Raw genomic sequence first — 16,936 nt, forward strand, 5'->3', positions numbered from 1 at the left:
GCTGTCCGTGCTGACGAACTGGGTTTCGCACAGCCGCACTTCGCTCCGGCGGAGCGACAACCCACCCCGGCCCCCGACCGACGCGCTCACGGCAAGCGCCGGGGGCGACGTGAGCGGCGCCGGGCGGCCTGCCCCGCAGCGGCCGGGAGCGCCCGCGGGCGCGTCACGGTCGCGCGATAGGCTACCGGGCAGTAAGTGGGCTCGGCCGGCGTCGAGCGCCGAAGGCGGAAGGTGGAGGATCCGGGTGACGGACAGCGCGGCCCCCGGCACGACAGCCGCCCCGCCGCGTGACCCTGCACCGGGTGGCGCCGAGACCGACGCCGCGCTCCCGGTCGGCCGCGCGGCGGAGATCGCCCGCATCGTGGCATGCGTCGAGCGCGGCCGCGACCGGCCCCAGTCCCTCCTGGTGCTGGGCGAAGCCGGCACCGGCAAGACCGAGCTGCTGCACCTCGCGACCCAGCGGGCCGCACGGTCCGGCACGCGCGTGCTGGCCGCCCTCGGCTGCGAGACGGAGATGCAGCAGTCCTTCGCGGCGCTGCACCAGCTGCTGCTGCCGGTGCTGGGGGACCTGGCGTTCCTGCCCGAGTACCAGCGGGACGCGCTGCGCGTGGCCTTCGGGCTCGCGCCGCCGACGCGGCCCGCCGCGCCCATGGTGTTCCGGGTCGCCGTGCTGACGCTGCTCGGGCACATCGCGCAGGCCGGCCCGGTGCTGCTGGCCGTCGACGACATCCAGTCCTGCGACCGTGACTCGCTGGACGTCCTGTTGTTCGTGACCCGCCGCTTCGCCGAGGAACCCGTCACCGTGCTGCTCGGGGCCCGCGGCGAGGTTCCCCCACCGGGCCTTCCCGCGGATCTTGCGATGCTGCCGCTCGGGCCGCTGGCGCCGCAGGCGGCGGCCCAGCTCCTGGACGCGCAGCCCGGCGCGCCCACCGGCGGCGCCCGGCTGGACCTGCTGGAGCAGGCGCAAGGCAATCCGCTGGCCGTCATCGAGCTGTGCCGGGCGCTGCGCGCCGGAGGCGCCCACGCGCCGGCGGGCGACGGGCTGCCGCAGACCTCGCGGATCCAGCAGATGTTCGCCGCCCAGCTGGCCGCGTTGCCGGCGGCGACGCGGCGCGCGCTGCTGTACTCGGCCGCCGCGTCGACGCACGAGGAACTCACGACGCTCATGGCGGCCCTCGGCGCCGGCAGCGACCTTGCCGTGTGGGCCCCGGCCGAGCGCGCGGGCCTGATCACCGTCGCCGACGGCCGGGTGCTCTTCCGGCACCCGCTGATCCGCACGGCGGCCTTCCACCGCGAGCCCGTGCAGGCCCGCCAGCAGGCCCACCGGGACCTGGCGGCCGTGCTGGGCGGACAGCCGTCACGCCAGGCCTGGCACTGGGCCGGCGCGGCGATCGGCCCGGACGAGACGGTGGCCGCGGCGTTGGAGGCCACCGCCCTGCTGGCCCAGCGGCGCGGTGGCCTGTACGCCACGGCGAAGGCCCTGGAGCAGGCCGCGCGCTTCAGCCCGCACGATGACGACCGGGCCCGCCGCCTCGCGAAGGCACTGACGGCCGCGAACGACTTCGGCGACCCGGCGTGGGTGCGCGAGCTGTACGCGAGCTTCGCCGCGGTGAACCGCGACCCGGAACTGCTGAACGTCGCCATCTGCGCCACCGGCTGGGCGCTGTCGCTGTTCTCCTTCCAGCGCGAGGCCTTCTCCCTGCTGGCCGACGCGTGGCAGCGCCACCCCCCGCTCGACGGGACCACCGCCACCGCCATGGTCGCGGTAGCCGGCGGTATCGCCCATCAGTCCGGGCTCGCGGAGCACCTGCGCGCCCTGCCGGGGATGCTCGACCGGGCTGCGGAGGCCGGCCACGCCCGGGGCGCCGGTCCCCGGACGACGGAACCGCACTACCCCCACCTCCTCCGGGAGGACGTCGCCGCCTCCCTGCGCGCCGTCGTCACGGCGATCGGCGACCCCGCCGCGCACGCCGTGGGCCTGCTGAAGTCCCTGACCGCGATGCCGCGGCTGTCCGACGTCAATGACCCGGCGACGCTGCACCGCATGGTGGCGGTGGGAGCCGTCGCCTACTTCGCGGACGAGTCGGACCTGTGCGCGGACCTGCTGCGGCAGCTTTTCGTGCCCCTGCGGGCGGCCGGGGCCGTCGGACCGGTCGCGCACCTGTTCACCGTCCAGGTGGACGTGCTGCTGGCCACCGGTCGCTGGGCCGAGGCGCAGGAGGTGATCGCGGAGGCGCAGGCATTCGCCGCGGTCCGCAAGATGACGTACCTCGCGTTGGATCTCGAGGCTCTGCGCGTGACCCTGGGCGCCCTGCGTGGGGACAGCACGCCGGGGGACGAGCTCAACGGGCCGAACTGGTGCGCCGTCAACCTGGACGAGAACCGCGCCACCTGGGCCCTGGTGCTGCGGGCCCGCGGGCTGGCCGCCCTGGCCCGCGGGGACCATGAGGGCGCCTTTCGCCACGTGCGGTCCCTGTTCGCCGCCGACGGCACCCCGGTGCACTCCCTCCTCTCCAGCCGCTGCCTCCCGGCCCTGGCCGCCGCCGCCCAGCGTTTGGGGCGACAGGACGACGTGGCGCAGGTCCTCGCGGCGGTGCGCACCAGCCAGGGCCGCCGGCCGACCACCCGCATGACGCTGCTGCTGCACCAGGCGGCCGCCCTGGTGGACCAGGACGCCGACACCGAGCAGCACTTCCGCCTCGCCGTGGTCAATCCGCGCGCGGAGCAGTGGCCGATGGAACGCGCCCTGGCCCGCATGAGCTACGCGATCTGGCTGCGCAGGAAGCGCCGGCCTCTCGAAGCGCGCGAACAGCTGGCCACCGTCATCGAGGCCGCCACCGGGCTGGGCGCGCACTGGCTCGCCGCGCAGGCCCTGGCCGAACTGCGGGCGAGCGGGGCGGCCACCACCCCGCAGGCCGTCGCGGCGAAGGCGGTCGCCGCACAGGCCGTCGCCCCGCACGCCGCCGCCCCGCTGGCGGAGCTGACCGCCCAGCAGCAGCAGATCGTGCGGCTGGCGGCGAACGGCCTGTCGAACCGCGAGATCGCAGAACAGCTTTTCCTGTCCCCGCGCACCATCGGCACGCACCTGTACAACGTGTATCCCAAACTCGGCATCAGCAGCCGCCACCAGCTGCGGGACGTGATCGAGCGGCGTACGGGACGCACAGGGACGGCCGAGCGATGAGCGGGACGCCACCGACGTTCGGCCCGAACCCCGGCGCGGAGTTCGGCGCCGAGTTCGGCGCGACCTCCGGCACGGAGGCCGGCCGGGACGGCCCGGCCGGCGTCGTGCTCGATCCTCTGGTGCGACGGCTGGTCGACGCGTCCTCCGCGCCGCCCTTCCTGCACGACCTGGGCCCTGCCGACGGCCGGCAGGTCCTGCTGGAGTCCCAGGGCCACGCGATCGAGGACTTCGCGGTGGAAGCCGACTTCCGGGTGGCCCCGGTGGGACCGTCCGGCCTGGTGGGTTTCTGGATCGTGCGGCCGGCCGGCGTCAGCGGCCCGCTGCCGGTGGTCCTGTACGTGCACGGGGGCCGGTGGATGCTGGGGGACGCGCAGACCCATGCCGGACTCGTCAGCGAACTGGTGCTGGGCGCCAGGGTGGCCGCGCTCGTCCCCGAATACAGCCGCACCCCCGAGGCCCGCTACCCGGTGGCCATCGAGGAGTGCTACGCGCTGCTGACCTGGACGGTGCGGCAGGCCGATGCGCTCGGCGGCCTGGACACGAACCGCATGGCGGTGGCCGGGGACTGCGTCGGCGCCACCATGGCCACGGCGCTGACGATGGTGGCCAAGCACCGCGGCGGCCCGCGGATCCGCGCCCAGCTGCTGTACTACCCGCTCACCGACGCCCGCTGCGACAGCCCCTCCCAGCGGCGCTTCGCCACCGGCTACCTGCTGACCCGGCAGGCACTGCACTGGTACTGGCAGCAGTACACCGACGACCCCCGCGAGCAGGCCGACCCGACGGCCTCCCCGCTCCGGGCGAGCCTCGCGGACCTCGCGGCCCTGCCACCGGCGATGGTGATCACGGCGGAGGCCGACGTGGCGCGGGACGAGGGCGAGCAGTACGCGCAGCGGCTGCGGCGTGCGGGCGTCGGGGTGACCGCGCTGCGCTTCCTGGGCACCGTGCACGACTTCGCGTCGCTGTCCGCCCTGCGCGACAGCCCGCCGACGCGCGCCGCCGTCCAGCAGGGCAGCGCCTTCCTGCGACGCCTGCTGGCCTGAGCGCGCCGCGCCCCGGCCGCCCACCGCCGCCCGACCCCGGACCGCCGCCCGGCAGGACGGCCACCACCCGGGGTGACGTGCGGACCAGTCGACCGACTGATGCGTGCGCCCCGACCGCACGGCAGGCTGGAGACCGCAGATCCGATCTGCTGCCCGGCTTCTGACCAGCGGGATCCGCCGCGCCGGCACGGACGGGGGCTTCGCCGGCCGAAACCCCTCGCCGGGCGGCCGCGACGTCCCCGGAGGAAGCCTGTGCCCACGGTCCTGTCCACCGCGCCGCTGTCCGCTGCCGACCGGGCGGAGTGCTGGCACGCCGCGGTCTCCGGCACCTTCGTGCCGATGGAAGTACGCCTGCTCGAGCCCGAACCGGCGCCCGGCACGATCGTCGGCAGTCGCCTCGGCCCTTTGCAGATCTCCCGCGTCCAGGCGGGACCACAAACGGTCCGGCGCAACAAACGCCACATCGCCCGCGATGACCGGAACTCGCTCATCGTCACCCTCCAGGAGCGGGGGACCGCCCTCAAGGAGCAGGACGGGCGGGAATGCGTGATCGGGCCGGGCGCCTTCTCCCTCAGCGACGCGTCCCGCCCGTTCACGATCCGGCTCGCAGAACCCTTCACGTTCACCTCCTTCCACTTCCCGCGCACCGAACTGCAGGTGCGCGACGAGGACCTGCGCGCACTGACCGCCACCGCGTTCAGCGGCCAGGAGGGCAGCGGTGCGCTGGTGGCGACCTTCCTCGCGCGCATGGCGCGCGAGGCCGAGGGGTTCGGCGACGCGGTCGGCCGCCGGGTCGCCGCCACCGCACTCGACCTGATGGTGCTGCTCATCGACGAGTGGCACAGCCGCCTGGCAACCGAAAACCCGCAGGTCACCGCCGCCTCACTCGATCGCGTCAAAGAGCACGTCCTGCGGAACCTCGACGACCCGAACCTGACGCCGCCCGCGATCGCCGCAGCGCACCGCATGTCGGTGCGGTATCTGCACAAGCTGTTCCAGCTCGAGGGCGCGACCGTGGGTGGCTGGATCCGCACCCAGCGCCTGGAGCGCTGCCGCCGGGATCTGCTGCGGCCCATGGCCCGGGAAATGGGCGTGGCGGCCGTCGCCCAGCGGTGGGGATTTGTCAATCCCAGCCATTTCAGCCGGGCCTTTCGCGCGGCCTACGGAACAACGCCCCGCGAATGGCAGGTGCACGGCCGGTCCGCAGCGCACTGCGAGAACACTTCCGGTGCACCGGCGGACAAGTGAACGCTGCCCGCACCCCCTAGCGTGGTCCTCAGGAAAGCTTTCCCCTCAAGCAAGGAGCTGCAGATGTCCGATGCGACAACCCCGGTCCAGCCCGTTCTCGAGCCCCAGGCCCTGGCCTTCGCCGAGGCGACCGCCAACCCGCCGTTCCTGTTCGACCTGGTGCCGGCCGAGGGCCGCAAGGCCGTGGACGAGGTCCAGTCCGGTGACGCGGAGCTGCTCGCGATCGACGAGGAATGGATCACCGTCCAGGGCGGTCCCACCGGCAGCGTGCGGGCGCGGATCGTGCGCCCGGCCGGATCCACCGGCCCCCTGCCGGTCGTGTTGTACATCCACGGCGCCGGCTGGGTGTTCGGCAACGCCCACACCCACGACCGCCTGGTGCGCGAGCTGGCCTTCGGCGCCCACGCCGCCGTGGTCTTCCCCGAGTACGACCTGTCGCCCGAGGCCCGCTACCCGGTGGCCATCGAGCAGAACTACGCCGTCGCCCAGTGGATCGTCACCCACGGGGCCGACAAGGACCTCGACGGCACCCGGCTGGCCGTGGTCGGCGACTCCGTCGGCGGCAACATGAGCGCCGCGCTGACGCTGATGGCCAAGGAGCGCGGCGACGTGCCCCTGCTCCAGCAGGTGCTGTTCTACCCGGTCACCGACGCGAGCTTCGACACCGCCTCGTACCACCAGTTCGCCACCGGCTACTTCCTGCGCCGCGACGGCATGCAGTGGTTCTGGGACCAGTACACCACCGACGCCGACCAGCGCGCCGAGATCACCGCCTCCCCGCTGCGCGCCACCACCGAGCAGCTCACCGGCCTGCCCCCGGCCCTGATCATCACCGGCGAGGCCGACGTGCTGCGCGACGAGGGCGAGGCGTACGCCAACCACCTCCGCGCCGCCGGCGTCGCGGTCACCGCCCTCCGCGTCCAGGGCGTCATCCACGACTTCGTGATGCTCAACGCCCTGCGCTCCACCCACGGCGCCGAGGTCGCCATCAACCTGGCCTCCGACACCCTGCGCACCGCGCTGCACCCGGCCTGACCGGCCGGCCCCACCGCGCAACCCCCGGCCCCTCGATCAGCAAAGAAGGCTCCATGGCCCCGTCACCCACGCCCACCATCGTCCTGGTCCACGGCGCGTTCGCCGACGCCTCCAGCTACGCCCGGGTCATCCCCGAACTGCTGGCCGACGGCTTCCCCGTCGTCGCCCCGGCCGTGCCCAACCGCAGCCTGATCGGTGACGCGGCCTACATCGCCTCGGTCGTCCGCCAGATCCCGGGCCCGGTGGTCCTGGTCGGACACTCCTACGGCGGTGCGGTGATCACGGTCGCGGGCGTCGAGGACAACGTGCGGGCGCTGGTCTACCTGGCGGGATACGCCCTGGAGCAGGGCGAGAGCCTGGGGGAGCTGCAGGGCCGCTTCCCCGACTCCGACCTGGCCTCGGCCCTGCTCTACACGCCCTTCCCGATCGAAGGCTCCACCGAGACCGGCACCGATGTGACGGTGGACGCCACACGGTTCCCCGCGATCTTCGCTGCCGACGTCGAGCCGGAGCTCACCGCGGTCCTCGCCGTCAGCCAGCGCCCGCTGGCCGCGCAGGCCTTCGCCGACGCGGCGCCCGCCGCGGCCTGGAAGACCACACCGTCCTGGGGGCTGATCGCCGCGGACGACCACACCATCAACCCCGACGTCGAACGGTTCGGGTACCAGCGGGCCGGCATGACCACCACCGAGGTGCCCTCCTCACACCTGGTCATGCTCGCCCACCCCAAGAAGGTCGCCGAGCTGATCCGCGAAGCCGCCCGCGCCACGGCCCAGTGAGCGCTGACCGCTGACCGTTCGGCCGTTCCGCGGGACGAACTGCTGCTGCCCTGCCCGAGCTGAACCGGGCAGGGCGGCAGCAGTTCCGGCCACCGCGCGGGGCTACGCGGGGACGGGCGTCAGCAGCGCGTTGTCCTGCACGACCGCGAGGGACAGCGTGCGGTAGCCGACGGTGTCGAACAGGACGGTGATCCGCCCGTCCTCCTCGCTCATCACCGCGCCGTCGCCCCACTGCTCATGACTGACGTGGGTACCCGGGGCGAAGGGGTGCGGGCCGGCCTCCGTGGACGTGGTCGGAGCACTGCCGGTGCCGGCGAGGATGTCGCAGCCGTGGTCGCTGTCGCCGTTCTTGAGCAGTTCGGCGGCGGCGCACCGGTCGCAGGTGCCGCACTCCCCGTCCTGGGACTGGCCGAAGTAGCCCAGCAGGAAGCGGCGGCGGCAGCCGATGGTCTCCGCGTACCCGCGCATCATGTCCACGCGGCTGCGCTCGAGCTGCTGGCGGGCGTCGCCCAGTTCCACCGCTTCACGGGCCGCGCGTGCCGCGCTGATGCCCGGCACCGGCTGCAGCTTGCCCTCGTCCGTGGTGCTCAGGGCGTCGACCTGCTCGAGGAGGTTGACCACGGCGGTCAGCCGGCTGGCCGTCAGATCCGTCTCCTCGCGCAACTCGCTGGGCGACACCGGAGCCCGGTGGGCCTTCAGCTGCTGGGCGACCTGGGCGACGGTGTCGGGATCGGGCCGTCCGGCGGCGAAGAACCGCTGCATGCCGAGATCCTGGGCGCGGTAGGCGAGGATGGCGCGTGCCGGCTTCCCGTCGCGGCCGGCCCGGCCGATCTCCTGGTAGTACGCGTCCAGGGAACCCGGCACGGAGGCGTGCAGGACGAAGCGCACGTTGGGCTTGTCGATGCCCATGCCGAACGCCGAGGTCGCCACCACGACATCCAACTCACCTTCCAGAAAGCGGTGATGGACGTCGGTGCGTTCCGCGGCCCGCAGACCCGCATGGTAGGCGGCGGCGTCCAGGCCCAGCTCGCCCAGCTCCCGCGCGTAGTCCTCCGCCTCCCGCCGGGTGGCCGCGTAGACCAGCCCCGGCTTGGGTTCGGCGGCGGCCCGTTCGATGACGGCGCGGCGCTTGACGGCGTCGTCCTGGAAGGGGATGACCTCCAGGTGGATGTTGGGACGGTCGAAGCCGGTGACGATCTCGTGGACGTCCTCCATCCCCAGCTGGGCGATGATGTCCGCCCGCACGGGGGCCGCCGCACTGGCGGTCAGGGCCAGGACCGGCGGGCGCCCGATGCGCTGGATGACCTGGCGCAGCCGCAGGTAGTCGGGCCGGAAGTCATGCCCCCAGGACGACACGCACTGCGCCTCGTCCACCACGAACAGCGCGGGCCGCGCGGCGGCGAGCTGCTCGACCACCTCGTCCTTGGTCAACTGCTCCGGCGCGAGAAACAGGAAGTCGATGTCACCGCCGCTGATGCGGTCCCACACCGCGCTGTTCTCCCCGGCGCTCTGCGTGGAGTTGATCGCGGCGGCATCCGCGCCGTCACGGCGCAGCAGGCCCTGCACCTGGTCGCGTTGCAGCGCGATCAGCGGCGAGACGACCACGGTGGGCCCGTCGAGCAGCAGCCCGGGCACCTGGTAGACCGCCGACTTGCCGGCCCCGGTCGGCATGACGACCAGCGTGTCGCGGCGCCGCATCACCGCCTCCATGGCCGGCAACTGCTCGGGACGCAACCGCTTCCAGCCGAACACCTCGCGAGCACGCCGCTGCAGTCGGCGGGAATGCGACCTGATCATCGATACTCCTTCGGCACGAACTCCCCCCGCAGGCAAGGCTGCGAGGGGATCAGATGGCGGGCGACTACCCCGAACCCCGCACTCGTACCGCGCCGTTTTCAGGAGACCTCGGCCTGACCGACAGCCCGCCCGGCTCCTGACGGATCGCACGGCACAGCTCGCCGGGTATGCGCTCTGCCACCGGTGGACGGGCTGCCGACGGGGTGTGATCGAATCGCCGGTATGACGACGACCACCGAGCTGATCCCCGTCTCCGGCGGAGGCCACCTCTGGGCGGAGCGGGCCGGGGACGGCCCCCCGCTCGTCCTGCTGCACGGATCGGTCCACGACAGCCGCCTGTGGAACCGCGTCTTCGCCCCGCTGGCACAGCACCACACCGTAATCCGCTACGACGCCAGGGGCCATGGACGGTCAACGCTCGCGACCGCGCCGTTCCGCTACGAGGACGACCTGCTGGCGGTCCTGGACCACTTTGCCTTCCCGGCTGCGGAGCTCGTCGGCCTGAGCATGGGAGGGGAGGTCGCACTCGACTTCACCTTGGAGCACCCCGAGCGGGTGCGCGCGCTGACGCTGATCGCGGCCTCGGCCGGAGGACACGAGTGGCCCCGCAGCCCGGACATGGAGGCCTATGGCGCGGCGCAGCACGGATCGGACGCACGCCGCATCGCCGAGCTGGAGCTCACGCTCTGGGCGAGCCTGGGCGACCGGGCCCCGGGATTCGACGTCATCGAACCCATGGTGCGACAGAACGCCGACATCAGAGCTGCCGCGGCGAAGGGACACGCGCTCGACCCCGACGAGGACGCGGTGGGCCGGCTGGACCGCATCGCGGTCCCGACCACGGTCATCGTCGGCGATCACGACCACCCGGAGATCAGCGTCATCGCCAGGCGCCTGGCGGACGGCATCCCGGACGCGCGGACGGAGGTGGTCGGCAACGCCGATCACTACCTGCCGCTGCGGGCTCCCGGGCGGCTTCTCGAACTCCTCCTCGGCGGCTGACGGCTGAGCGCCTCCGCCGTCAGCACGCCCCCGCGGTACCCGACGGTCGACGGTCGACGGGGTCGAGGACTGCGACGCCCGCCTCCTGCTGGTCCTGCCCCTCCTCAATGAGCCGGACGTGCCCGAGGGGGCGGTGGCCAGGGTCAGCGCCGCGCTCACAGCGGTTGGGGTTCCCCCGGCTTCTGCCGCCGATACAGCGGCGTCCCTGCTGGAGCGTCTGACGAGCAGGCCCTGGCACGATGTCTCGTGGCGCTCGCCACTCAGCGGCAGTTGAGCGCGCCGGCCTCCGGCTACTGGCCCGTGCCGCGAGGGAGGGCAGCGGGCGCCACGGTCGCGCCGTCATGGGAGGCCAGGTCTGGCTGACCTGGAGCTCCCGGTCCTGGGAGGTCTCGCGAGCACAGGATGGATCCGCGGCGTCGGCATGAGCCCGTGACCCCCGAGAATCCGGTGCCCCTGATCCGGTGGATCGCCCCGCGAGCCGGGACCTGACCGCTACTGTGTGTGCACCATCGATGCCACACCTGCTCGGGGGAGCTTGCGTGTCCTCTTCATCGTCCGGCGAGGCCGCGCCTCCCGGCTACGCCCTCGGGCTGGCCGACGGCTCCTACTCCTGGTATGCGAGGGCGGCGATCAAGGCGCGTCGTTTCTACCGCTTGACCGAAGTCGTGCAGCTGCTGGTGTCGGGGGCCATCCCCGTGACCGCGGTGTACGAGCCCGGGGACGCGCGCGTACCGGCCGTGCTCGGGGGGATCGTCGTGGTCGTCACCGGGCTGCGTGCGGCCTTCCACTGGCAGGAGGACTACGTGCGCTTCAGCCAGGCGCGGGAGGCGGTGGAGGCCGAGCGCCGGCTGTACCGGACCGGTGCCGAGCCGTACGCGGACACCTCCACCCGGGACCGCGCCCTGGCCGCCAACGTGACCCGCATCGAGCAGCAGGAGATGGGCACGTGGGTGCAGCTGGCGGCGCCGCAGCGTGACGGCCGGGAGGGTGATGCGCCGTGACGGGTCCCGGATCCGCCGGAGGTGCTTCCCGACAGGAATCTCCGCAGACAACCACCGTCCGGCAACCACCATCCCGCATCCGACAGGTCGGGTGGGCAGTGACATGACCTGGCAACCGCAGGACAGACCCCGCCGTGCGAGGCACCGTGACGCATTTCTTCTTCAGCTACGCCCGTGACGACGCGGTCGACGACCACCTCTACACGTTCTTCGACGACCTGTGCCTCGAGGTCGGCACTCTCATCGGGCAGGCCAAGGACGTCGGCTTCCTCGACAAGAACCAGCCGTCGGGGTCGGACTGGGCCCTCACCACCGGCGGGGCGCTCGGTACCTGCGACGTCTTCGTCCCGGTCTACTCGTCGCACTTCTTCGTCAGCGAATACTGCGGCCAGGAGTGGCACGCCTTCCACACGCGCGTCGACGCGCACGAGCAGGCGAGCGGGTCCCGGCCGCTGTGCGTGGTTCCCGTGTGGTGGGTGCCGCCCCTGGCCGGGGTGCCGGGGGGCATCTCGTGGCTGCAGGACACCCGTGACCAGTTCGGCCGGGACTACGCCAAGAGCGGGCTCCGCTTCCTGATGCGCGTGACCAGTCGCAGAACCGCTTACGAGGAGGCTCTGTTCGGGCTGGCGCAGCGGATCGTGGACGCCGCCAAGACCCCCGCGTCCCCTTCCGGCGTCCTCGACCTCGCGCGGGCCCCCAACGCCTTCGTCCCGGCCTTCGCCCCCACCCCGAGCCCGCCGCCCACCGGGGCACGGGCAACACGGGCAAAGGGGGCGGTGCGCGGACCTCGCCGCGTCACCTTCGTTGTGGTGGCCGGTGGGACGGAACGCATGCGGATGGTGCGCACGGTCCTGGAATCGTACGGCGAGGACTGGGAGGACTGGCGGCCGTACCACCCCGAGACCCCCGACCCGCTCGCGCTGCGGGCCCAAGGCGTCGCGCTCGCGCAGAACATGCTCTCCTGGCTGCAGCCACTGGACGACACCCTGCTCGACACGATCGAGGCGGCCCGTGAGCGGCGTGAACTCGTGGTGCTGCTGGTCGACCCGTGGGCCACCGGGCTGGAGGACTACCAGCGCATCCTCACCCGCCTCAACGACCGGCGCTACGCCAACACCGCCGTGGTCGTGTCCTGGGAGGCTCTGACGACCGACCGCAGCGCGGCCGAGGAGATGCTGGACGAGTGCCTGTCCAACTGGAGCGGCGAGAAACAGGTGTTCCTCGACAACGTCCAGTCGATGCAGGAGTTCGAAAGCGCCCTGGCCGGGGCGCTGGACGAAATCCGCCGACGGGTCGTCCGTCAGGCCACGAAGGTGCGCCCGGTCGCCGAGCCGGGCCCGTCGTCCCGTCCGGTCGTGGCCGGGCCCGGCGGGGTGACGCCGTGACCGCGAACGGCACCATCCTCACCTTCTACTCCTACAAGGGGGGCACCGGCCGGTCGATGGCCGTGGCCAACGCCGCCTGGATCCTGGCCAACAACGGGCTGCGCGTGCTGATCGTCGACTGGGATCTCGAAGCCCCCGGGCTGCACCGGTACTTCCACCCCTTCCTGCCGGATCCGGAGCTGCGCTCCTCTCCCGGTGTCATCGACCTGCTGTGGGCTTTCGCCGAGGCCGCCGTGGACACGGACCCGGACCCGGACCCGGATTCGGACCCGGACCCGAACCCGGAGCCGGACGATCCAACGGATGACGTACCGGAGGACCCGGCCTGGTACGAGCAGTACGCCCAGGTGGCGCCCTACACGGTCTCGGTGCAGTACGACGCCTTCCCGGGCGCCGGCACGGTCGACCTGGTGCCGGCCGGGTGCCAGAACTCCTCCTACGCGAACCTGGTGAGCGCGTTCGACTGGGACGACTTCTACGACCGCCTGGGCGGCGGCGGCTTCCTGGAGGCGCTCAAGCGGGACATGCGCAGGGGATACGACTACGTCCTGATCGACAGCCGCACCGGTCTCAGCGATACGGCGGGCATCTGCACCGTCCAGCTGCCCGACATCCTCGTCGACTGCTTCTCCCTGAGCACCCAGGCCATCGACGGTGCCGCGGCTGTGGCGACCTCCGCCCAACGCCAGTACCGCGGAGGTCACCTGACGGTCTTTCCGGTGCCGATGCGCGTGGAGGACGCGGAGCTGGACAAGCTCGACGCGAGCCGCGACTACGCCCGCGCCCGCTTCGGCCGGTTCCTCTCCCACGTCGACGACCCGGACCGTTACTGGGGCGAGGTCGAGATCCCCTACAAGAGCTTCTACGCGTACGAGGAGACGCTGGCGACCCTCGGCGACCGGCCGCGCCAGGAGAACACCGTCCTCGCCGCCACGGAACGGGTCGTGGCCCACCTCACCGGCGGGCGGGTCACCGAGCTGCGGTCGGAGCTGACGGAGACCGAGCGGCGGGCCCTGCTCAGCCGTTTCCAGCGGCGCCTGCCCGCGGGCGGCGGGCCCCTCGGCAGCGGGACCCGCCTGCAGGGCGTCTCACCGCGGGTGTTCATCTCCTACACCTACGAGTCCGCGGAGCACTTCAGCGCCGTGCGCGAGTTGTGGTACCTGCTGCGCGAGCAGGGCGTCGACGCCCGCCTGGACCAGCCGCCCGGGCAGCGCCGCACCGATTGGGTGGCATGGCTCAGGGAGGAGGTGCGCGCCGCGGACCAGGTGCTCGTGGTCGTCGCGTCGGCACAACCGCCGAACGCCAGGGGCGACATCGAGGACGGCGGGGCCCTCCCGTCGGCCGCAGACCTCGTCCGTGACGAACTCGGGCTCTCCCGCGCACTCCACCTGCCGGTGGTGCTGCCCGGCGGATCGACGGAGCGGATCCCGGCCTACTTGGCCCGCTCCGACCGGCAGCCGGTCGTCATCGGGCAACTGACCGCGGCGGGGATCGAGCCGCTCGTCTCACAGGTGGCCCGCCTGGCCCGCACCCGTCACCGGGAAGCGCTGGGCCCCGCGTCGGCCGAGGACGGCTGGGAGGCTGCGGCCCGGGTGGCGTCGGACGACCCCGAGCTGGCCGAGCTCGCTACGAGGCTGGGTCGGATGGTCGCCGCGCAGTTGGAGGCCGAGGCGGCGTTCCGCCGGCTCGCCGCCGCCGCACCCCTGCCGGTCCGGTGGCACATGACGGAGCGGCCCAGCCTGGGCCTGGCGGACGAGAACTCCTCGCGGGGTGCGCTGCGGCCGGGGGAGGGCCTGACCGGTGTCGTGCAGCGTCTGTACGACGGGTTCCTCACCGTGCCGACCCGGCAGATGGTGCTGCTGGGGGACCCCGGGGTCGGCAAGACCTCGGCGCTGATCCAGGTGGCCCAGCGCATGCTCGACAGTTCCGCCCGGAACGGCGCCGTACCGGTTCCGCTGGTGCTGGCGGCGTCGACCTGGCGTCCGGACACCGAAAGCCTGCGCTACTGGATCGCGCGCAAGCTGCGCGAGGACTACCCCGCGCTGCTGCGCGGCTCGGCCGGCCACCAGCTCGCGGGGGATCTCGCCGACAGCCCCCTGGTCCTGCCGATCCTGGACGGTCTCGACGAACTCCCCGCCCACCTGCTGGACCAGGCACTGAACGTCCTGGCCGAAGCCCCGTACACCCAGTCGCTCCTGGTGGCCTGCCGCACGCAGCCCTATCGGGCCGCTTTCGACCGAACCGGGCAGACCCTGCGCAAGGCGGCGGTCATCGAACTCCAGCCGCTGTCCCCGCACGACGCCGCCGACTACCTCCAGGCGAGCACCGCACCGGGGGACACTCGTTGGACCCCCGTCCTGGAGGTGCTGCGCCGGATGCCGGAGGCTCCGGTGAGCCGGATGCTGACGACGCCGATGCTCCTCGATCTGGTGCGGACGTCCTATCAGGTACCGAGCACCGACCCGACCGAACTCCTGTCGTTCCCGGAGGAGGGCATCCGACGGCAACTGCACCGGAGATACATCCCGGGGGTCTACAACATGCGTTCCCAGAACCGGGGCCGCGAGAGCCGCTACCAGGCCGAGCGCGTGACACGGTGGTTGTCGTTCCTCGCGGAGTGGCAGGTCAGAACGGGAGAAGGCACCGACATCGCCTGGTGGCGCCTGCACACCTCGCGACCCCGGGTCGCCTCCCTGGCCTGGTTCACGCTCTTCGGGGCCGTCTTCGGCGGCGCCTTCATGTTCTTCGCGTTCACCGCCGTGATGATCATTGCCGACGCGGCGGACCTGGACAGCTTGAACTTCTTCGCGGACGACGCGTTCGGGGACTGGATGGTGACCGGAGCCGTGCTCGGAGCAGCGACCGGTCTCGTCGCCCGGCCCCCCCGGTCGCACGGGGGGATTCTGGAGAGACTGACGGCCAACCGGTTCCTCGACGTTCCCGGACTGCGCGGGGGCTCGTCCCACCGGTCCGTCAGCCCGCCGGGCGCCCTGCGCACCGACCGCTTCCGCATCCTGCGCAGCGCCCTCGTCGTGTGGCTGCTCGTTTCCGGGATCGTGCTGATCAACACCCTGAACGGCAGCAGCAGCGGGAGCCTCATCTGCCTGTCGGTGGCCCTGACCGGGCTCCTGGTGCTGTTCAACACCAGCGCCTGGGGGTGGTACGCGGTGACGCGGTGGCAGCTGGTGCTGCAGGACAGCCTGCCCTGGGACCTGATGGTCTTCCTGGACGACGCCCACTCCCGGGGTGTCCTGCGGCAGCGCGGGGCGGTCTACAGCTTCAGCCACGATGCGCTGCGAGATTCCCTGCTCATCAAGTAGCCGCCTGGCGACCTCTTCCGCCAACCCGTCCGTCAGGCAGTCGGCGCCGGCGCCGGCGTCAGTGACGCCTGCGTCAGGAGCCGGGCGGCGGCGAACTCCGTGCGGGCGGCCTGGTCGGCCAGGTCCAGGTAGCCGTACGCGTCCTCGCCGACCGGGATGCGCAGGGGCGTGGGCGCGTCGGCGGCAACGATGTCGAGGACGTGGGCCGCGAAGGCCTCGGGGCGGCCGGTCTCCGGATTGTCCGCCAGGCCGCGGGAGCCTTCGAGCATCTCGCGGTTGGTGCCGTCGTAGGCGGCGACCCGGTGGCCGGCCTCGGTCATGGAGATGCCGTACCGCGTGGCGAACATGCCCGGCTCCAGCACCGTCACGCGGATGTTGTGCGGGGCGGTCTCGAGGGCCAGGGCCTGACTCATGCCTTCGAGCGCGTGCTTGGCCGCGCCGTAGGCGCCCAGGCCCGGAAAGGCCATGCGGCCGACCACGGACGACACGTTGACGATGTGCCCGTGTCCCTGGGCCCGCATCAGGGGCAGCACGAGGCGGCTCAGCCGCCACGGGCCCACCACCAGGATCTCCAGCTGCTCGCGCAGCTCGGCGTCCGAGACCTCCTCGACCGCGCCGAACAGACCGGCGCCGGCGTTGTTGACGAGGACGTCGATCCCGCCGAGGCGCTCGACGGCGGTGCGGACCGCTGCCTCGCAGGAGGCGGCATCCCGCAGTTCGAGGGGGATCGGGGTGATCCGGCCGGGCCAGGCCGCTGCCAGCTCCTCCAGGTCCGCGCTCTTGCGGGCGGTCACCGCCAGGTCGTCCCCGGCCGCCGCCGCGGCGGCGGCCAAGGCCTGCCCCAGTCCCGAGGAGCAGCCCGTGATCAGCCAGCGTCGTGTCATCGTCTGCCCCCGCGATCGTGGTGAGTGAGGTGCCCCAGCGCCTCGTTCCGCACGGGCGCGACTGCCCGGCCGTGGGCGGCAGTTCATGGTCGCGGGGATCGTGTTCCGCGGTCACCGGTCATGCAGGGGCGCACGGGGGTACCCGGGCACACGCGCGGGCGCCCCCGTGCGCCGACGTGAGGACGTCGCCGGCTTGAGGACGCCACCGGCGGTGTCGCCCGCCGCAGGGGAGTGCCGCCGAGCTCGCGCCGCGACCAG

11 protein-coding genes are annotated in these 16,936 nt (G+C 72.8%); 9 read left to right on the forward strand and 2 right to left on the reverse strand.

The features are described from left to right. Positions 1-244: 244 nt before the first annotated feature. From ABZ721_RS18625 to ABZ721_RS18645, 5 genes are all read left to right on the forward strand, one after another. On the forward strand, positions 245-3,184 hold the full coding sequence (locus ABZ721_RS18625; RefSeq protein WP_358789699.1) for an AAA family ATPase: 2,940 nt from the start codon (positions 245-247) through the stop codon (positions 3,182-3,184). Next, positions 3,181-4,227 (forward strand): alpha/beta hydrolase, encoded by a 1,047-nt coding sequence (locus ABZ721_RS18630; RefSeq protein WP_358789700.1) that lies wholly within the window; start codon positions 3,181-3,183, stop codon positions 4,225-4,227. Before ABZ721_RS18625 ends, ABZ721_RS18630 begins: the two co-directional genes overlap by 4 nt. Before the next feature lie 252 nt (positions 4,228-4,479). Beyond that, positions 4,480-5,475, forward strand: a complete 996-nt coding sequence (locus ABZ721_RS18635) for a helix-turn-helix domain-containing protein (RefSeq protein WP_358789701.1) — start codon at positions 4,480-4,482, stop codon at positions 5,473-5,475. Positions 5,476-5,538: 63 nt separating this feature from the next. Continuing rightward, complete coding sequence (locus ABZ721_RS18640) at positions 5,539-6,510, forward strand: alpha/beta hydrolase (RefSeq protein ID WP_358789702.1); 972 nt, start codon at positions 5,539-5,541, stop codon at positions 6,508-6,510. Positions 6,511-6,563: 53 nt separating this feature from the next. Continuing rightward, on the forward strand, positions 6,564-7,289 hold the full coding sequence (locus tag ABZ721_RS18645) for an alpha/beta hydrolase (protein ID WP_358789703.1): 726 nt from the start codon (positions 6,564-6,566) through the stop codon (positions 7,287-7,289). A 102-nt stretch (positions 7,290-7,391) separates the two neighbouring features. On the opposite strand, the gene ABZ721_RS18650 is transcribed toward ABZ721_RS18645, so the two are convergent. Next, complete coding sequence (locus tag ABZ721_RS18650) at positions 7,392-9,086, reverse strand: RecQ family ATP-dependent DNA helicase (protein ID WP_358789704.1); 1,695 nt, start codon at positions 9,084-9,086, stop codon at positions 7,392-7,394. A 222-nt stretch (positions 9,087-9,308) separates the two neighbouring features. On the opposite strand from ABZ721_RS18650, the gene ABZ721_RS18655 reads away from it, so the two are divergent. The 4 genes from ABZ721_RS18655 to ABZ721_RS18670 all read left to right on the forward strand — a co-directional run bounded on the left by ABZ721_RS18655 (position 9,309) and on the right by ABZ721_RS18670 (position 15,794). Next, entirely contained in the window at positions 9,309-10,088 is a 780-nt protein-coding gene (locus ABZ721_RS18655; protein WP_358789705.1) for an alpha/beta fold hydrolase, read from the forward strand. Between the two features lie 539 nt (positions 10,089-10,627). Then, positions 10,628-11,089: a DUF4231 domain-containing protein gene (locus ABZ721_RS18660; protein ID WP_358789706.1), complete on the forward strand. Its 462-nt coding sequence runs from the start codon at positions 10,628-10,630 to the stop codon at positions 11,087-11,089. Positions 11,090-11,223: 134 nt separating this feature from the next. Beyond that, a complete protein-coding gene (locus ABZ721_RS18665) occupies positions 11,224-12,474 on the forward strand; it encodes a TIR-like protein FxsC (RefSeq protein ID WP_358789707.1) in 1,251 nt (416 codons plus the stop codon). Continuing rightward, a complete protein-coding gene (locus ABZ721_RS18670) occupies positions 12,471-15,794 on the forward strand; it encodes an NACHT domain-containing protein (RefSeq protein WP_358789708.1) in 3,324 nt (1,107 codons plus the stop codon). The genes ABZ721_RS18665 and ABZ721_RS18670 overlap by 4 nt, the downstream gene beginning before the upstream one ends. Positions 15,795-15,826: 32 nt before the next feature. Here ABZ721_RS18670 and ABZ721_RS18675 read toward each other — a convergent pair whose 3' ends face one another. Then, the gene (locus tag ABZ721_RS18675; RefSeq protein WP_358789709.1) at positions 15,827-16,678 is read right to left on the reverse strand and encodes an SDR family oxidoreductase; all 852 of its coding nucleotides are present in this window, start codon (positions 16,676-16,678) and stop codon (positions 15,827-15,829) included. Positions 16,679-16,936: the final 258 nt, after the last annotated feature.

The sequence above is a fragment of the Streptomyces sp. NPDC006733 genome, from assembly GCF_040636125.1.
Lineage (GTDB): Bacteria > Actinomycetota > Actinomycetes > Streptomycetales > Streptomycetaceae > Actinacidiphila.

Coding starts and splice junctions, on each gene's coding strand:
- ABZ721_RS18640 (WP_358789702.1), top strand. CDS start 5,539: ATGTCCGATGCGACAACCCCGGTCCAGCCCGTTCTCGAGCCCCAGGCC.
- ABZ721_RS18655 (WP_358789705.1), top strand. CDS start 9,309: ATGACGACGACCACCGAGCTGATCCCCGTCTCCGGCGGAGGCCACCTC.
- ABZ721_RS18630 (WP_358789700.1), top strand. CDS start 3,181: ATGAGCGGGACGCCACCGACGTTCGGCCCGAACCCCGGCGCGGAGTTC.
- ABZ721_RS18675 (WP_358789709.1), bottom strand. CDS start 16,678: ATGACACGACGCTGGCTGATCACGGGCTGCTCCTCGGGACTGGGGCAG.
- ABZ721_RS18650 (WP_358789704.1), bottom strand. CDS start 9,086: ATGATCAGGTCGCATTCCCGCCGACTGCAGCGGCGTGCTCGCGAGGTG.
- ABZ721_RS18645 (WP_358789703.1), top strand. CDS start 6,564: ATGGCCCCGTCACCCACGCCCACCATCGTCCTGGTCCACGGCGCGTTC.